Annotated in this window: 16 protein-coding genes; 13 read left to right on the forward strand and 3 right to left on the reverse strand. The window is 62.2% G+C overall.

Features of this window, described 5'->3' with window-relative positions; all coding sequences use genetic code 11:
* Window positions 1-10 precede the first annotated feature (10 nt).
* The 6 genes from ribD (at window position 11) to LUN51_RS02730 (ending at window position 5,117) form a co-directional block, all read left to right on the forward strand.
* Window positions 11-1,180: a bifunctional diaminohydroxyphosphoribosylaminopyrimidine deaminase/5-amino-6-(5-phosphoribosylamino)uracil reductase RibD gene (gene ribD, locus LUN51_RS02705; protein ID WP_277810024.1), complete on the forward strand. Its 1,170-nt coding sequence runs from the start codon at window positions 11-13 to the stop codon at window positions 1,178-1,180.
* A gap of 177 nt (window positions 1,181-1,357) precedes the next feature.
* Complete coding sequence (ribBA, locus tag LUN51_RS02710) at window positions 1,358-2,518, forward strand: bifunctional 3,4-dihydroxy-2-butanone-4-phosphate synthase/GTP cyclohydrolase II (protein ID WP_277810025.1); 1,161 nt, start codon at window positions 1,358-1,360, stop codon at window positions 2,516-2,518.
* A gap of 188 nt (window positions 2,519-2,706) precedes the next feature.
* Window positions 2,707-3,189: a 6,7-dimethyl-8-ribityllumazine synthase gene (gene ribH, locus LUN51_RS02715; protein WP_075368961.1), complete on the forward strand. Its 483-nt coding sequence runs from the start codon at window positions 2,707-2,709 to the stop codon at window positions 3,187-3,189.
* Window positions 3,186-3,686, forward strand: coding sequence for a transcription antitermination factor NusB (nusB, locus tag LUN51_RS02720; RefSeq protein WP_277810026.1), 501 nt, complete (start codon window positions 3,186-3,188; stop codon window positions 3,684-3,686). Before ribH ends, nusB begins: the two co-directional genes overlap by 4 nt.
* Before the next feature lies 1 nt (window position 3,687).
* The gene (thiL, locus tag LUN51_RS02725) at window positions 3,688-4,647 is read left to right on the forward strand and encodes a thiamine-phosphate kinase (RefSeq protein ID WP_277810027.1); all 960 of its coding nucleotides are present in this window, start codon (window positions 3,688-3,690) and stop codon (window positions 4,645-4,647) included.
* Window positions 4,644-5,117, forward strand: a complete 474-nt coding sequence (locus LUN51_RS02730) for a phosphatidylglycerophosphatase A family protein (RefSeq protein WP_097023882.1) — start codon at window positions 4,644-4,646, stop codon at window positions 5,115-5,117. The genes thiL and LUN51_RS02730 overlap by 4 nt, the downstream gene beginning before the upstream one ends.
* 97 nt (window positions 5,118-5,214) lie before the next feature.
* Here LUN51_RS02730 and mqo read toward each other — a convergent pair whose 3' ends face one another.
* Together mqo and LUN51_RS02740 are read right to left on the reverse strand one after the other, a co-directional pair.
* A complete protein-coding gene (gene mqo / locus LUN51_RS02735; protein WP_277810028.1) occupies window positions 5,215-6,726 on the reverse strand; it encodes a malate dehydrogenase (quinone) in 1,512 nt (503 codons plus the stop codon).
* Between the two features lie 214 nt (window positions 6,727-6,940).
* Window positions 6,941-7,597, reverse strand: a complete 657-nt coding sequence (locus LUN51_RS02740; RefSeq protein WP_277810029.1) for an HAD family hydrolase — start codon at window positions 7,595-7,597, stop codon at window positions 6,941-6,943.
* Window positions 7,598-7,758: 161 nt separating this feature from the next.
* On the opposite strand from LUN51_RS02740, the gene LUN51_RS02745 reads away from it, so the two are divergent.
* Both LUN51_RS02745 and ptsP read left to right on the forward strand, forming a co-directional pair.
* Entirely contained in the window at window positions 7,759-8,256 is a 498-nt protein-coding gene (locus tag LUN51_RS02745; protein WP_040243185.1) for an RNA pyrophosphohydrolase, read from the forward strand.
* 118 nt (window positions 8,257-8,374) lie between these two features.
* Entirely contained in the window at window positions 8,375-10,636 is a 2,262-nt protein-coding gene (ptsP, locus tag LUN51_RS02750; RefSeq protein WP_277810030.1) for a phosphoenolpyruvate--protein phosphotransferase, read from the forward strand.
* A 57-nt stretch (window positions 10,637-10,693) separates the two neighbouring features.
* Here the strand turns inward: ptsP and LUN51_RS02755 are convergent, their stop codons facing one another.
* Complete coding sequence (locus LUN51_RS02755) at window positions 10,694-11,476, reverse strand: NRDE family protein (RefSeq protein ID WP_277810031.1); 783 nt, start codon at window positions 11,474-11,476, stop codon at window positions 10,694-10,696.
* A gap of 294 nt (window positions 11,477-11,770) precedes the next feature.
* On the opposite strand from LUN51_RS02755, the gene LUN51_RS02760 reads away from it, so the two are divergent.
* From LUN51_RS02760 to LUN51_RS02780, 5 genes are all read left to right on the forward strand, one after another.
* Window positions 11,771-13,825, forward strand: coding sequence for a response regulator (locus LUN51_RS02760; RefSeq protein WP_277810032.1), 2,055 nt, complete (start codon window positions 11,771-11,773; stop codon window positions 13,823-13,825).
* Between the two features lie 85 nt (window positions 13,826-13,910).
* A complete protein-coding gene (gene lgt / locus LUN51_RS02765) occupies window positions 13,911-14,717 on the forward strand; it encodes a prolipoprotein diacylglyceryl transferase (RefSeq protein ID WP_277810033.1) in 807 nt (268 codons plus the stop codon).
* Window positions 14,718-14,780: 63 nt separating this feature from the next.
* On the forward strand, window positions 14,781-15,575 hold the full coding sequence (locus tag LUN51_RS02770; RefSeq protein ID WP_277810034.1) for a thymidylate synthase: 795 nt from the start codon (window positions 14,781-14,783) through the stop codon (window positions 15,573-15,575).
* Entirely contained in the window at window positions 15,572-16,120 is a 549-nt protein-coding gene (locus LUN51_RS02775) for a dihydrofolate reductase (RefSeq protein WP_277810035.1), read from the forward strand. The genes LUN51_RS02770 and LUN51_RS02775 overlap by 4 nt, the downstream gene beginning before the upstream one ends.
* Before the next feature lie 139 nt (window positions 16,121-16,259).
* Entirely contained in the window at window positions 16,260-17,033 is a 774-nt protein-coding gene (locus LUN51_RS02780) for a ProQ/FINO family protein (protein ID WP_277810036.1), read from the forward strand.
* Window positions 17,034-17,163 lie beyond the last annotated feature (130 nt).

Here is a 17,163-nt window from a genome sequence, read left to right on the forward strand (position 1 = left end):
GGAGTGGCCCATGACACAGGACGCCGCCGTGCCGGCGCTATCTCACGAAGTGTGCATGGCGCGCGCGCTGCAACTCGCCCGACGAGGCTGCTATACCACCCATCCCAATCCGCGCGTCGGCTGCGTCGTGGTCAATGGGGGGCGAATCGTCGGTGAGGGGTATCACGCCTACGCCGGTGGCCCGCATGCCGAGGTTCACGCCTTGCGAGCCGCTGACGAGGCGGCGCGAGGCGCCACGGCCTATGTCACTTTGGAACCTTGTTCGCATCATGGTCGCACACCGCCTTGTGCCCGGGCGTTGATCGACGCCGGCGTTCACCGTGTCGTCATCGCCATGGTCGATCCCAATCCGCAGGTGGCTGGGCGTGGTGTGGCAATGCTGCGTGAGGCAGGCATCGAGGTTGAGGTGGGTTGCCTGGAGGCCGATGCCGAGGCGCTCAATATCGGTTTCGTGAAGCGCATGCGCGAGGGGATGCCGTTCGTACGCCTTAAGATGGCGATGAGCCTGGACGGTCGCACCGCCATGGCCAGCGGGGAGTCGCAATGGATCACTGGAGGGAGCGCGCGTACCGAGGTGCAACGCTTGCGGGCGCGCTCGAGCGCAGTGATGACTGGGGTCGATTCGGTCATTTTCGATAATTCGCGCCTTACGGTGCGTCCCGCGCAGCTCGAGCTGGACGAGGGTGAAGCGATCGCCGAGCACCAGCCCCTGCGCGTCGTGGTCGACTCGCGGCTGCGCTTGCCGGTGGCAGCGGCGTGTTTGCGTGAACCGGGGCGTACTTTAGTAGCGACCGTCTCGTCGGATGAGGCGCGCCGCGCGACGTTGGAACAGGCCGGCGCCGAGGTGCTCGTCCTGCCCGAGGCGGCTGAAGGGCGCGTCGATCTACGCGCCCTGCTGGCGCACCTGGCGGAGTGGGAACAATGCAACGAGGTGCTTCTCGAAACCGGCGCGACACTGGCCGGTGCCATGCTTGATATCGGCGCTATCGATGAGATGCACCTGTTCGTGGCACCGACGCTGTTGGGTGGTGAGGCACGTCCGCTGTTCGCGTTGCCGGGACTCGAGTACATGGCGCAGCAGCGTCCGTTGCACATCGACGACATTCGTGCCGTCGGCCGTGACTGGCGCATCGTCGCGCGACCCGTGGCGTCAAAATCCGCAGCGTCCGACAGCGCCTGAAGCGGCAATCGCATGTATGCTGCCACTGGCGCACAAGCGCGCTTGCAGGTACTCTGGGCGCCGACCTGACTGGGAGTCGAAGAGCGACGACGCCTGCGTCGTGACACCACGACACATCATTATGACGGCGCCGACGACAAGACCGTATCGGCGTACGAGACGAGCATCGGAGACATCATGGCGCTTTCATCCAAACAGGGCTTGGCCTCCATCGAAGCCATTGTCGAAGACATTCGTCAGGGCAAGATGGTCATACTCATGGATGATGAGGATCGCGAGAACGAAGGCGATATCATCATGGCCGCCGAGTGCGTCGAGGCCGAGCATATCAATTTCATGGCTCGCCACGCACGGGGCTTGATTTGCCTGCCGATGACGCGTGAGCGCTGCAAGCGTCTCGAGTTGCCGCTGATGGTCCGCGATAACGGTTCCGGTTTCGGCACTAAGTTCACCGTTTCCATCGAAGCCGCACGCGGTGTCTCCACGGGTATTTCCGCTTCCGATCGCGCGCGCACCGTGCGCGCCGCTGCGGCACGTGATGCCGTTGCGGAGGACATCGTCCAGCCCGGGCATATCTTCCCGCTGATGGCCGAGCCGGGCGGCGTGCTGCGCCGCGCCGGACATACCGAAGCCGCTTGCGATCTGTCGGCCATGGCCGGGTTCGAGGCCAGCGGTGTGATCTGCGAGGTGATGAACGACGACGGCAGCATGGCGCGCCGCGACGAGTTGGAGCGCTTCGCCGTCGAGCACGGCATCAAGGTCGGCACGATCGCCGACCTGATCCACTATCGCATCCATCACGAGCGCACTGTCGAGGAAGTAGAGCGCACGGTCGTCGACACCGCGTTCGGTGAGTTGACGCTACATGTCTTCCACGATCGTATTCAGAACGCTCATCATCTGGCGCTGGTGAAAGGCGTGCCACACAACGAGACGCCGACCACCGTGCGCGTGCATATTGCCGATACGCTGCGGGATCTGTTGATGCTGAGCAAGCCGGAGAGCCACAGTTGGACGGCGTCCAGCGCCTTGGCGCAGATCGCCGAAGCCGAGGCTGGGGTCTTCGTGCTGCTTGACGACGGCCGACCGCGCCTCGACCTCAAGGATCAGCTCGATGTGCTGCTGTCGCGCAAGCCGGCGCCGCGTTCCAGCGCCTCCGATGGGGCCGGTAACTATCTGACCATCGGTACCGGGTCGCAGATTCTGCGCCAATTGGGCGTCGGGCAAATGCGCCTTTTGAGCTCGCCGTGGAAGTTTTCCGCGTTGTCCGGCTTCGATCTTGAGGTCGTCGAGCGCGTGGGTGGCGATACCCCCGAGAGCGACCAGCCGGTAGAATAAGTCTTTCATTCATCCGACCGCCGGGCCGTAGAGGCACCGGCGGCCGCGTGTGCCGGTGAAGAAATGTGCTCCTCGGCGGTGGTGATACCATGCGCCATGTTGAAGTAAGTGATCGCTTCACTGGCATGCACTGACACAGCTGATATATCGTGCGCGAAGTGTCGCGCATTCAGACCCGGGATTTGACAATGCAACCGATCTCTCAAGTCGAGGGTGGCTACACCGATGTCGATGGCCGTTATGTCATCGTCGTGGGCCGCTTCAATCATCACGTGGTCGATAGCCTGGTGGAAGGGGCGGTGGATAGCCTCGTTCGGCATGGCGTGGACGAAGAAAACGTCGATATCATCCATGTGCCTGGCGCCTGGGAACTGCCATTGGCCGTCAAGCGGGCCGTGCAGGTGCTCAAACCTCATGCCGTCATTGCCCTAGGGGCGGTGATTCGCGGAGGGACGCCACATTTCGACTACGTGGCGGGCAATTGCAACAGTGCCATGAGTAGCCTGCAGCTAGAGCTGAACACTCCCATCGCCAACGGGGTGCTGACCGTCGACTCCATCGACCAGGCCATCGAGCGCGCCGGCACCAAGGCCGGTAACAAAGGTGCCGAGGCGGCGATGGCAGCGATGGAAATGGTCTCGCTGTTCAAACGCATGGGGGGAGAAGCATGAGCCAATCGCCCCGTGATGCGACCCCGGCCCAGCAAGCGCGCCGTGCGGCGCGTGAGTTGGCGGTGCAGGGTCTCTACCAATGGCAGATGACCGGCAAGTCGATCACGGCGGTGGAGTCGGAGTTTCGCTCGCAAATCGCCGATGAAGATCTCGAGGATCATGAAAACTGGCACAAGGTCATGGGCATTGCCGATTTGGCGCTGTTTCATGAGCTGTTGCACAACGTGGCCGGTGACCGCGAAGCCATCGACAAAACCATCGCACCGCTGCTCGACCGCCGCCTTGAGGACCTTGACCGGATCGAGCTGGCGATTCTCCGGCTGGGCGCCTATGAGCTCAAGTATCGCCTCGAGGTGCCGTATCGTGTGGTGATCAATGAAGGCATCGAATTGGCCAAGGGTTTTGGGGCCACCGATGGCCACAAGTACGTCAACGGTATTCTCGACAAGCTGGCGAGCCGCTTGCGGAGTACTGAGGTCGCTGCGCGTCGTCGTTGACATGTTGGGTGAATTCGACATCATCGCGCGTTATTTCGCGACGCCCGATCAGTCCCTGCCAATCACCGGTATTACGCTGGGGCCCGGCGACGACTGCGCGCTGCTGAGCCCCGCCGCTGGGACCGAGCTTGCCATGAGCGTGGACACCTCGGTGGCCGACGTGCATTTCCCCGGCGATGCGCCGCCCGAGGCGATCGGGCATCGTGCACTGGCGGTGGCGCTTTCCGATCTGGCGGCGATGGGGGCGCGACCGCGCGGCTGCCTGATGGCTCTGACGCTGACGCATGGCGAGCCCGCGTGGCTGGAGCGGTTCGCTCAAGGGTTTCGTGATCTTGGCCGACGTATGTCGGCGCCCTTGATCGGCGGTGACGTCACGCGTGGCACGCTATCCATCGCTGTCACGGTGATCGGCGATGTGCCGGTGGGTCAGGCGCTGCGGCGGAGTGGCGCGATGCCAGGAGAGCGCCTGGCGGTGACCGGTGCGCTAGGTGGCGGCCACGGTGGTCTGCGCATGTGGCAGGCCGGAGGCCATGACCTTGCGGATCCGTTGTTGGCTGCCTATTTGAGGCCAACGCCACAGCTCGAGGCGGGTCGTGCACTGCGGGGGCTGGCCTCGGCGGCACTGGATATCTCCGATGGCCTGCTGGCCGATCTCGGGCATCTATGTCACGCCTCGGGTGTCGGTGCCAGCCTCGACCCGGCGTGTATTCCTCTTGCGCCGACGCTGGAAATGACGCTGGGTAGCGAAGGCGCCTTGCATGCCGCGCTGAACGGAGGAGACGATTACCAGCTTCTAGTCAGCGTGCCTGACACGGCCTGGGAAGACGCCCAGCGGCGCTGTGCCGACTGTGATGTCACGCTGACCGAGATCGGACGCATAGTCGCTGAGCCCGGTATCAGAGGGATTCCCGAGACATTGAAGGGCGCAGGATGGCAGCATTTTACGGGAGACGGGCCATGAATCGCTCACCGCGCAGCGTCTGGCGCCGCCCGACCCATTTTCTGGCATTTGGCTTGGGCAGCGGGGCGATTCCTTTCGCGCCGGGCACTTTCGGTACATTGGCCGCAATCCCGTTCTATTGGCTGCTGTCGGGACTACCTATCGATTGGTACCTGGGACTGGTGGGTGTGGCTTCGATCTTGGGCATCTGGTTGTGCGAAAAGACCTCGCGTGACTTGGGCGTTCACGATCATTCCGGCATCGTCTGGGACGAGTTCGTCGGTTATTGGCTGACCATGGCGGCGGTTCCCTTTTCGTGGGAAGCGGCGCTGTGGGGCTTCGTGGTGTTTCGCATGTTCGACATCATCAAGCCATGGCCGATCCGCTGGGTAGACCGTCACGTGGCTGGGGGCTTCGGGATCATGTTCGATGATGTCCTTGCTGGCGTGTATGCCTGGAGCACCATGCATCTATGGTTCTGGCTGCATTAGCGCTTCTACACGTTCTGTGGCCGTACATGAAAAGCGCCTCGATCTACCGGATCGAGGCGTTTTTCATGCGAGTGGTGCGTGTGCGTGGTGCTTGTTTTTATGCCACCGGCGCCGTGGCGGGTTGAGCATCGGCGAGCTTGAGCGTGGTATGCGTGCGGTGACGCACGTCGCGAAGTAGGTCACCGTGATCCGCCAGCGTGTCGGCGCGTGCGGGCACGAGCTCGTGCAGGCGCTGCTGCCAGGCATCACTGGCAAATTTCTCGGGGAAGCACTGTTCGACGAGATTGATCATGATCGAAGCGGCCGTGGAGGCGCCCGGCGAGGCGCCGAGAAGCGCCGCGAGCGAACCGTCGCTGGCAGCAACGACCTCGGTGCCGAATTGCAGCACGCCGCCTTTTTCCGGGTCCTTCTTGATGACCTGAACGCGCTGGCCGGCGATCTCGAGGCGCCAATCTTCGCTCTCCGCCTTGGGATAGAAGGCGCGCAGTTCGTCGACGCGCTGCTCATGGGAGAGCCGTACCTGATCAAGAAGGTACTTGACCAGGCTAAAGTTATCGCGCGCGACCGAGAGCATCGAGGTCACGTTGGACGAGCGCACAGACTTGACCAGGTCCATCACCGAGCCGGTTTTCAGGAACTTGGTGGTGAAGCCGGCAAAGGGGCCGAACAGCAGCGAGGGGGTGCCATCGACATTGCGCGTATCCAGATGGGGTACCGACATCGGCGGCGCGCCGATGGGGGCCTTGCTGTAGACCTTGGCGTGATGCCGGGAAACGATCTCGGGCTTATCGCAACGTAACCACTGGCCGCTGACCGGAAAGCCTGCGTAGCCCTTACCTTCGGGGATGCCGCTTTTCTGCAGCAGATGCAGTGAGGCACCGCCAGCGCCCAGGAAAACGAAGCGCGCACGCAGCGTGCGCTTGGTGTTGTCGTGGCCTGCGACCTTGAGGGTCCAGCTGCCATCGTCGTTGCGGTCTAGATCCTCGACCGTCTGGCCCGTGGTGATGCGTACCTGCTCGTCGGGCTCTTCCTCGAGTCGGGCGAGGAGTTGGTGAGTCAAGGCGCCGAAGTCGACATCGGTGCCGCCAGCAACGCGCGTCGCGGCCAACGGCTCATCGCCCTCTCGTCCATCCAATAATAACGGCGCCCATTGGTCGATGACGCTGCGCTCCTCGGTGTATTCCATCCCCTCGAAGCACGGATGTTCGCGCATGGCATGGTAGCGGTCGCGCAGGAAGCGCACGTCGTCCGCGCCGCGCACGAAACTCATGTGCGGTACCGGATGCACGAAGCGCGCCGGATCGCCGAGGTTGCCCTTTTCGACCAAGTAGCTCCATAGCTGCTTGGATTCCTCGAACAAGGTGTTCGTGTGGATGGCCTTGTCGAGCACGATCGAGCCGTCCTCGGCGCGGGGCGTATAGTTGAGTTCGCACAAGCCGGCGTGGCCGGTGCCGGCGTTGTTCCAGGCAAACGAGCTTTCGCTGGCAGTGGTATCGAGGCGCTCGATAATCTCGATGCGTGCCTCCGGCTCCAGCTCGTGAAGCAGTGTCGCGAGCGTGGCGCTCATCACGCCTGCACCCACGAGTACGATGTCTACTGACTCATCCATATGCGTGCCAACCATTCACATAGCCCTTGAGAAGGTGCGTCGGTCAGCCGGTGAACGGCGTCTCGAACTGCGACCGGCGCGATGGAATTATGCGCTGTATTATAACGCTTTTAACGCGAAAATACTGCCTCCCCAAGCCCGACATTATGACTAGTGACAAAGCCATAAGGGATCCCTTTGGCGTCTATAAATGCGCTGCTTGGTCGGTGCATTCTCAGTCGCGCAGGCTGATGATGCGCCAGCCGCGTTGCTCGGCGGCCTCGCGCAGGGCATCGTCGGGATCGACGGCGACGGGGTGGTCGACGCGCTCGAGGAGCGGCAGGTCGTTGTGCGAGTCGCTATAGAACCAGGCGCCGTCGAGAGTGGCGTCTTGCTCGGCGAGCCAAGCGTCCAGGCACGTCACCTTGCCTTCGCGGAAACTCGGGGTGCCTACCACGCGCCCCGTGTAGTGGCCGGCCTCGATCTCGGGTTCGACGGCGATCAGGTCATCCACGCCCAGGCGTTCGGCGATGGGACCGGTGATGAAGCGGTTGGTGGCGGTGATGATCAATAGCCGATTGCCTTTGGCGCGGTGGCGTGCCAGTAGTTCTTCTCCGCGCGTCAGGATGTGCGGCTCGATCTTGCTGGCCATGAACTGTTGATGCCAGGCGGCCAGTTGCTCCGGCGTGTTTTCGGCCAATGGCTGTAGCGCCAGGGCCAGGTACGCCATGATGTCGAGATCGCCGCTCTGGTAATCTTGGTAGAAGCGCTCGTTGGCGTCGCGATAGGTCGTTGCGTCGACGGCGCCCTGCTCGATGAGGAACTCGCCCCAGGCATGGTCGCTGTCGAGGTCCAGTAGTGTATTGTCGAGATCGAAGATCGCCAGGCTCAAGGAGGACTCCTTGCATCGTGCTGGGTGAACAGGAAGATTGCGGCGTAAAAGGAGATGGATTATCGCAGAGTTACCGAATGTTGCCCACCACAAGGCGTATTGATGCGCTTTCTGGCTTTGTGGAAGAATGGCCTCAACGAAGATTCATTAAGGTGATGTCCGTGATCGACGCTGACGGCTTCAGGCCCAACGTTGGCATCATCATTGCCAACCGCAGCGGACAGCTGCTCTGGGCGCGTCGTGTGGGACAGAATGCGTGGCAATTTCCGCAAGGAGGAATCAAGGCGCATGAGACACCGGAACAGGCATTGTATCGGGAGCTCGAGGAAGAGATCGGCTTGACGCCGGAGGATGTCGAGATCTTGGCCTGTACGCGCGGATGGCTGCGCTACCGTCTCCCACGACGCATGGTGAGAACGCATTCGAGGCCGATATGTATCGGCCAGAAACAGAAGTGGTTCCTGCTCAAGATCCGGTGTCGGGATAGCCGAGTTTGCGTGGATTCCACTCCCAAGCCGGAATTCGATGGCTGGCGTTGGGTCAGTTATTGGTATCCACTGGGACAGGTCGTGCCCTTCAAACGCGAAGTCTATCGCCGCGCTCTGCGTGAATTGGCGCCGCGCGTTCACCGTTTGGCGAACGAAGAGGGACCTTGCTAGGTGCTACTCGAGATATAGCCACCGAGGGTTGATATTGCGGGGTGCGCCGAGATGCCCTGCATTCGCCTTGAGACCAACCGTCGCACGCGTGTCGTGACGACAACAAGAAGAAATACCCATGCTCGATGTTCTCCGACGCATCATTCAGGAAGTCAACGGCGCGCGTAGCTTGGAAGCCGCGCTGGCGACCATGGTGCGCCGAATTCGCAAGGCCATGCGCACCGATGTGTGCTCCATCTACCTGTTCGACGCGGAGCGCGAACGCCTAGTGCTCATGGATACGCTGGGCTTGCACAGCGAAGCGGTGGGGCAGGTGAGCATGGGGCTTGGCGAGGGGTTGGTCGGGTTAGTAGGGCAACGCGAAGAACCGCTCAATCTTGAGGACGCGCCTTCGCACCCGTATTTCCGCTATTTCGCCGAGACGGGCGAGGAACGTTTCTCGAGCTTCCTCGGCGTGCCGATCATTCACCAGCGCCGCATGCTCGGAGTATTGGTCGTTCAGCAGCAGGCCATGCGGCGTTTCGATGAAGGCGATGAGGCGTTTCTCATTACCATGGCCGCGCAGTTGGCCGGTGTGCTGGCGCATGCCATGGCGACAGGGACGCTGACCCGGCCGGCCCAAGCCGATGGCCAGGCGATGTTTTCGGGGGTCGCAGCATCGCCCGGCATGGCGTCGGGAGAGCTGGTGGTGCTGATGCCGCCGGCGGATCTCAACAGTGTGCCGGACCTGATTCCCACAGATATCGAGGCCGAGATCACCCGCCTGAACGAAGCGATCGCCAATGTTCGCAAGGAAATCGGCGTCGCGGCGGCACGCTTGGTCAAGCGTATCTCGGCGCAGGAAGTGGCCCTGTTCGATGCCTACCAGCAGATGCTGGGCGATGCGGCGCTGGGGCAAGAGGTCGAGAAGCGCATCCGTGAAGGGCAGTGGGCGCCCGGCGCCTTGGCCGATGTGGTCAAGCGTCATGTCCAGTATCTCGAGCGCGTCGATGATAATTACTTGCGCGAGCGAGCCGCCGACATCCGCGATCTGGGGCGCCGTGTGCTTGCCCATTTGCAAGAAGACAGCCCACGCACGCCGGACACGTTCCCCGAGAAGACCATCCTGATCGGCGATGAATTGAGTGCAGCATCACTGGGTGAGGTGCCACGCGACAAGTTGGTAGGGCTGGTATCGATTCGCGGCTCGAGCACCTCGCATGTCGCTATTCTGGCGCGCGCGATGGGCATTCCCACTGTGCTGGGGATGGTTGATTTACCCTTGCCGAGGCTCAATGGCGCCCGGGCGATTCTCGACGGCCATCGCGGTCGGTTGTTCGTGCGCCCCGATGCCGAGCGCGAGCACCATTACGAGACCTTGATCGCCGAGGAGAAGGCCCTCAGCGAGGTCCTCGAGCATGAGCAGGACCGCCCTAGCGAAACCTCCGACGGGTACTACATGCCCTTGATGGTCAACACTGGGCTAGCCGTGGAGGCCGTGGCGTCCCTCAAGTCACGGGTCGGTGGCGTAGGCCTGTATCGCACTGAAGTGCCGTTCATGATGAACGAGCGCTTCCCCAGCGAGCAGGAACAGACACGGCTTTACCACGAGCAGCTCGAGAGTTTCGCGCCGTTGCCGGTGGTGATGCGCACGCTAGATATCGGTGGCGACAAGGATCTGCCGTACTTTCCCATCGACGAGGCCAACCCTTTCTTGGGATGGCGCGGGATTCGCGTGACGCTCGATCATCCGGAAGTGTTGATGGTTCAGTTGCGTGCCATGCTGCGGGCTTCGGTGGGGCTCGACAATCTTTGCATCCTGTTGCCAATGATCTCGAGCATCGAGGAAGTCGATACCGCACTCAAACTCATCGACCGGGCCCAGCGGGAACTGGCCGAGGAGGGCGTCAAGCTGGCGCGCCCTCAGGTCGGGGTGATGATCGAGGTACCTGGAACGCTTTATCAGCTTGATGCACTGGCCGCCCGCGTCGACTTCTTCTCGGTGGGCAGTAACGACCTTACCCAATACCTGCTGGCGGTGGATCGCAACAACCCGCGCGTGGCGAGCCTCTACGATGCCTGCCACCCCGCCGTGCTGGGTGCCTTATCGCATCTCGCCATCGAGTCGCGACGCTTGCAGGTGCCGGCCTCGGTATGCGGCGAACTGGCCGGCGACCCCGCTGGCGCACTACTGCTGATGGGCATGGGTTTCGAGGCGCTCTCCATGAATGCCCCTAGCTTGTCTCGTGTGCGTGCGGCGATCCGGCGTGTTTCCCTTGCAGATGCACGGACGCTGCTCGACGAAACCCTGGCGTTGCCCACCACGGCGGCGGTGCGGGCGCACCTGCGCCAACGCATGGGTGAGTGGAAGCTGGCCCACTTGCTGCCCCCCGACGACTGAGCCCTGACAAGAGTGCACCGAGTGCTCGCTTGGTCGCGTTCTATTGGTAATCGTACGTCAGGCCTGCGCGACGCCTGCCAGGGCGAGCGAGTGCCGGCGGCTACCATGCGCGACGCCGTTTGGGCCAAAGCGCGATTCGTGCAGCTCAATGCTGGTGGGCTGCCATTCAACGAGCGTCGTGGTGCGGGTGCCGTAGCGATCCCCTCGAATGAAGATCGGTGATAGGAAGTGTTCCATTTCCATGCCCACGCCGGTATCCGGTAGGTCCGGTGTCGGTGCCGGTCGGGTATCGCCCATCGTGGCCAGCGCGGGCGCCTGCCACGCGGACTGTTTCAGTGCATGCTTGAAGCTGTCCCGCGCGCGGATCACTTTGGGCCAGGGCGTATCCAGGGTGGCATTGGAAAGGCCATGTACGCCGGGCGAAACTCGGGTGAGCGTCGTGCCTGCCGGGCCGTGATGAACATGCAATAGCGTGACGCCATCGCAATAGAGCAGATTGAACCAGTCATAGGCCTGTGCCTCGCTCGTCGCAAGGGATTCGAGCCAGGCGAGCGGTGCTTCGTGCGTCAGTGCCCGGTAAGGCAGGGCGCCTCGACTGGGAGGTGAGGACGGTGCTGCTGCGTGCGCGTTGCGGACATTGGTCACTGCCGCGAGGCGTCCCGTTTGCGATGCCGCCAACCAAGTGCCTCCGGCACGCAGGTCACGACCGCCGACGAGGGTTGGTGCGTCCGGCCATGCCCCCAGCGCTTGTGTCGGGCGGGCGTGAGTTTCATCACGGTTGGCGGCCAGACGCAGGGGCGTGTCGCTGCCTGGGCGCCAGTCGAAGACGATCAAACACATGTCATATTTCCCTCGCCTAAATAGTCATCGTTGACCTGCAACCGTGCAGGCAGTGGCGTTAGGCTTTGTCTGAAAAGTCGGCGAGCGAAGGCCAAACAAGGCAAAAATCGGCGAAAAGACGGAGTTTACGGGGTGTAAATGAGTACTTTGAGCCGATTTTTAACGCAGTATGGTCGAGCGCAGCCAGTTTTCGGACAGAGTCCAGCGTAACGCGCCATGCCGAGGCCCGCACGTGTCATGACAGCCGGTAAGCTAGCGCGTACACTCGCTGCATCGTCACGAGCAGGGTAGGGAATGCACAAAGCCGCGACTCCTTCGAGCCCCCATCGTTCGCGCTGGAAAGCGTTGCTGTGGCCGTTGTTGCTGGCCGAGATAGGCTTCACTCTGGTGTGCTTGGGCGCCGGAGCGTTGATTTGGCAGGCGAGCGACCGTCGAGAATCGGAAAACGCGCTGGCGCGTCTGCAGGCCTCGCATAGTGTCTACGCGCGCCAGTTGGACGCTCGCTTGACCGCTCAGCAGCAGCATCTTGTGATGCTCGCGCGTGGCTCGCGGCGCATTCTGCAGTCGATGGCCGAGGATACCTCGACCTCTCACACCGCTTCTCCGGTATTGCCGTCCGTGCTGTCGCACGACGATACCGAGCGGCTGCTGACGAGGCTGCTCGATGATTATGACGGCATGGATGCCTTGGTCACCCGCCTCTTTGTCTTGCCGATGGGCATGCGCGATTTCAGTGTTCCCGAGCCGCTGGACAATATCGACAACGTCCTCCCCCCTTATCAGCGAGAACGTGTCTCTGACGATACGGAAAACGTGACCTGGTGGACCGGGGCGCAAGCGCCATCGGGACGCCTGGTGGCTACCCACGATGTCGTATGGAACGAACGCTATCTCGCACGGGTGGGGATGGAGATCTCCCTGCCACGGTTGAAGCGTTTGATTCGTGATGAGACGGGCAACACCGGGGAGCACTGGCTCGTCGATGACACCGGGAATGCCTTGATGCGCGACGATGCGCCCCGTGTGCTGCCAGAAGCCGCGGGACGTTATGGCATGCAGTGGCTGGACGAGGGGCGTCGGGCGTTGATCTGGGATACGCTCCCCGGCACCGGTTGGCGGCTGGTGAGTCGCCTGAGCCTGCCCGACGACAGTGCCTGGCAGAAGGCGCTGCCATGGCTGAGTATCGGCTTGATTCTGGGCAATGTGCTGATCTTCGCGGGCTTCGTGAGCGTGCTCTATTGGCGATTGCAGCGCGAGGAGGATGCCTGGCAGGCCGGACTGGGCAGGCTCGCCGGCTGGCTTCCCCGCACGCAGGACGATGCACCGGACATCACTGCCGTCTCGCCGGCTACCTTGAATACGCTGGTGACGCGTCTTGAGCCGCAATTGGGTGCCCGCACATCGCACGATTCGTGGGACATGCCGGCATGGCTCAATACCCTGCAATTGCCGGCCTTGCTGACCGAGGGCGATGTCATCGTCACCCTGAATCCTACTTTGTCGCGATTGCTCGGCGAGCGCCCCGAGGCGTTGCGCGACATTCTACTGGCCGAGTGGTTGAAGCCGCGGCTCGTCGACGAACAGCGGCGCCGGGTGCGTGTCACCGATGCAGGAGGGAGTGCGCGTGAATATCGCCTCGCATGCCTGGCCGTGCTTGGTGAACACTCCATTTGGGCGTTGATCGATCAGACCGAGACCGGCGAGACCTTGCACCGCTTGCGTATCGCGCGTGATCAGGCGCGCGAGGATGCGCGCCTCAAGACGGGCTATCTGTCGCATCTGCGTCAGGAACTCGAGGCCTGCGTTAACACGCTGACCTCGCCCCCCGAGGGCGATGCGCCTCATCGCCCGCCACAGTGGGAGGCGCTGCGGCGACGGCTGGAAGACGCCATGCTCTTGCTCGACACCTTGGCGGAGGACAAACCAGCATCCGATTCGCCCCCAAGCGATACGCCTCCCCGGGTGCTGGTCGTCGATGATGGCCCCGTCAATACGCTGCTGGCTTGTAGCGTGCTCGAGCGCCAGGGCTGTCATGTCGAGACCGCTACGAACGGCGAGGAGGCGCTGGCGCTGGCCGAGCGTCAGTCGTTCGACCTGGTGTTCATGGACATCTACATGCCAACCCTCGACGGTATGGAAACCAGTCGTCGCTGGCGTCGGTTGGAGCGTCGGCTGGCGAGACGGCATGCCAGCGTGCTGGTGGCGTTGACCGCCAATGTCACGCAAGCCAGCCGAGAAGCTTTTATGCAAGCGGGTATGGATGACTGCCTGGCCAAGCCTTATCGCCCTGGCGATCTGGTCGCGATGGTGCGCCGTTGGGTGGGCGAAGGCGATACATCCGAGACGTAACCGAGGCTTTGTGTCGTTGCCGCCCGGCAGCGGCTGTCGTAAGGTGTCGGGCCCACGCCGACCAGAACGTATGCAAGGAGTACGCATGCTCAGTTACCCCGATATCGACCCCATCGCCATCGCCTTGGGGCCCTTCAAGGTGCATTGGTATGGGCTGATGTATGTCATCGGTTTCGTCGGGGCCTGGTGGCTGGGGCGCAAGCGCGCCGCCCGCATCGGTCTCAAGCCCGATGATATCGGGGACTTGTTGTTCTATGGGGCGCTGGGGGTCGTTCTCGGCGGTCGCGTGGGATATGCGATTTTCTATGGCTTCGAGCGCCTGATGGCCGATCCGTTATGGATATTCCAGGTCTGGGATGGCGGCATGAGTTTCCATGGCGGCCTGGTCGGTGTCTTGATTGCCGCTGGCTTGTTCGCCCGCAAGCATCGATTGGCGTTTTTCCAACTGACCGATTTCGTGGCGCCGATGGTGCCGATTGGTCTGGGGGCCGGACGCATCGGCAACTTCATCAATCATGAATTGCCCGGGCGTGTGACCGACGTGCCCTGGGCGCTGGTGTATCCCGGCCTGGGGCCGGAAGGGCGTCACCCCTCGCCGCTTTATGAATTCGTGCTGGAAGGCGTGGTGATGTTCATCGTGCTGTGGTGGGTCTCTAGTCGGCCGCGTCGGCGTGGTATGATATCCGGCCTGTTCCTGTTGCTTTACGCGGTGTTTCGCTTCTCGGTCGAGTTCGTGCGTCAGCCCGACCCGCAGCTAGGTTTTATCGCCTTCGGCTGGCTGACGATGGGCCAATTGCTGACCGTGCCCATGGCCTTGGCCGGCATCGCCTTGATTGTCTGGTCGCGTCGGCAGCCGGTCGACGACGCGCGAGAAGCGCCGCCGACAGCGTGAGTGGCCAGGTGTCCAATTCCGGCGTGGCAATGCCGCGCCTTCATCGTTCAACGTTCGGATGACATGCAGCCTTATCTCGATTTGATGCGCCATGTGCTCGACAATGGCGTGGAAAAAAGCGACCGCACCGGGACCGGGACGCGCAGCGTTTTCGGTCATCAGATGCGCTTCGACCTGGCCGACGGCTTCCCGCTGGTGACCACCAAGAAGCTCCACTTGCGCTCCATCATCCATGAGCTGCTGTGGTTCCTGCGTGGTGACACCAATATCGCCTATCTCAAGGATAATAGTGTCCGTATCTGGGATGCGTGGGCCGACGAGAACGGCAATCTGGGGCCGGTTTACGGCTATCAGTGGCGCAGTTGGCCGCGCCCGGATGGCGGACATGTCGATCAGATCGCCAATGTCGTCGAGCAGATCAAGCGTAACCCCGATTCGCGCCGGCTGATCGTCTCCGCCTGGAATCCCGCATTGGTCGATGACATGGCGCTGCCGCCGTGCCATGCCTTGTTTCAGTTCTATGTCGCCGATGGTCGGCTATCGTGCCAGCTATACCAGCGCAGCGCCGATATCTTCCTCGGGGTGCCATTCAATATCGCCAGCTATGCATTGCTGACTCATATGGTCGCGCAGGCATGCGATCTGGTCCCGGGTGAGTTCATCCATACCCTGGGCGATGCTCACCTCTACCTCAATCACCTCGATCAGGCGCATCTCCAGCTGAGCCGCGCGCCGCGCCCGCGCCCGCGCTTGGTGCTTAATCCCGACGTTACCGATATCTTCGCCTTCACCTTCGAGGATATCGCCATCGAGGATTATGACCCGCATCCGCATATCAAGGCGGAGGTTGCCGTATGAGTGAGCCCACGACCACCTGTGTCGATACGGTGGTGCCCATCGCTCTGGTAGCGGCGATGTCGCGCGAACGTGTCATCGGCGTCGATAACGAGTTGCCCTGGCACTTGCCGGAGGATCTCAAGTTCTTCAAGGCTGTCACCATGAGCAAGCCGTTGGTCATGGGGCGCAAGACATTCGAGTCCATCGGTAGACCGCTTCCTGGACGGCTCAATATCGTTGTCACGCGTGATCGTGGCTATTTCCATGACAGTGCCCACGATGGCATTCGCGTGTGTCATGACCTGGCCAGCGCCCTGGAAGTGGCCGATAGCCAGGCTATTATCGAGGGTGTCGAGGATATCTGCGTGATCGGCGGCGGCGAAATCTTCGCTGCGGCCTTGCCCTGCGCTACACGGCTTTATCTGACCGAGGTCGACGTATCGGTGCAGGGCGATGCCTGGTTCCCCGAGTTCGATACCACGTATTGGCAGGAAACCCAGCGTGTGCCGGGACAGAGCGTCGACGGCAAGCCCGACTACGCGTTCGTACATTACGAACGGCGGTGAGGTTGCCAGCGCGGCGAAGCTGGCACAGACTTACCCGGTAGCCCGCATGGGCCGGGCCTGTCTGCGGTGTCGATGTTATATCAATACGTAGACGATTCGAGGCCCAGCGTTCGTTCAAGGCAATCAGGGAGTGCACGCCTTGCTGACCGACCAAGCAGACGCCCTGTTCAGGGCATTGGAACATCAAGCCGAGGCCTGTCGGGCCGACCTCGAGGCCGCTCGTGGACAGGTCTCGGCGCTCGAGTCGGAAAACCGTGCCCTGCGTGAGCGCCTCCTGGCGCTTGCCGAGCTGGAGCCCGACGATACCGAGACACCCGCCACCCAGGCCGAGTTGCCCGATGCCGGCGCGAAAGCCAGAGGGCTTGGGCCCATCGCGTTTCGTGGCCCGCGTCGGCCGACCAGCGAGGCAGCCGAAGATGATGCGGCTGCCGCGCCTGACGTCACGTCGGACGATCATGGCAAGCCCACTGGCGACGCGGAGGGCGAGATACAGCAGGCTCGCCTGGCACTGGGCGCGGAACATGAGCCGCCTTCTCCCCAGTCGTTGCTGGCGCAGTGGTACCAGCGCTATCCGGAAACCTTCTTCAAAGGCCACACTCAGCCGCTCAAGACGGGGATTCATCTCGACCTGGTGGCGCGCGAACCCTGGCCGGAGAAGCTCGTGCGTCGAGCCCTGGCGTGTTATGTGCATCTGCCGCGTTACCTCAAGGCAGTGCGTGCCGACGTGATGCGAGTGGATCTCGACGGCCAGGCGGCAGGCACCGTGACCGAGGGCGAGGCTCGCCACGCTCGCAAGCAGCTCGATGAGCTCACCAAGAAGCAGAAAAAACAGCAGAAGCAGCACAATGAGCGCAAGGAATCCGAGCAGTTGGATCGCAAGTTGAGCCAGCTACTCGCCAAGCACGGCCGATGATCGACAGGCGCTAGTATTGAAAAAAGGGGCGAAAGCCCCTTTTTTCTTGCCATGTTTTTGATCATCGGGTGAGAGTTATATCCGCATTATGCGACTTTTGTAGTAAAACTTGCCTTTGTTGCGGATTGCC

The organism is Chromohalobacter canadensis (assembly GCF_029544075.1).
GTDB classification, from domain to species: Bacteria; Pseudomonadota; Gammaproteobacteria; order Pseudomonadales; family Halomonadaceae; genus Chromohalobacter; species Chromohalobacter canadensis_A.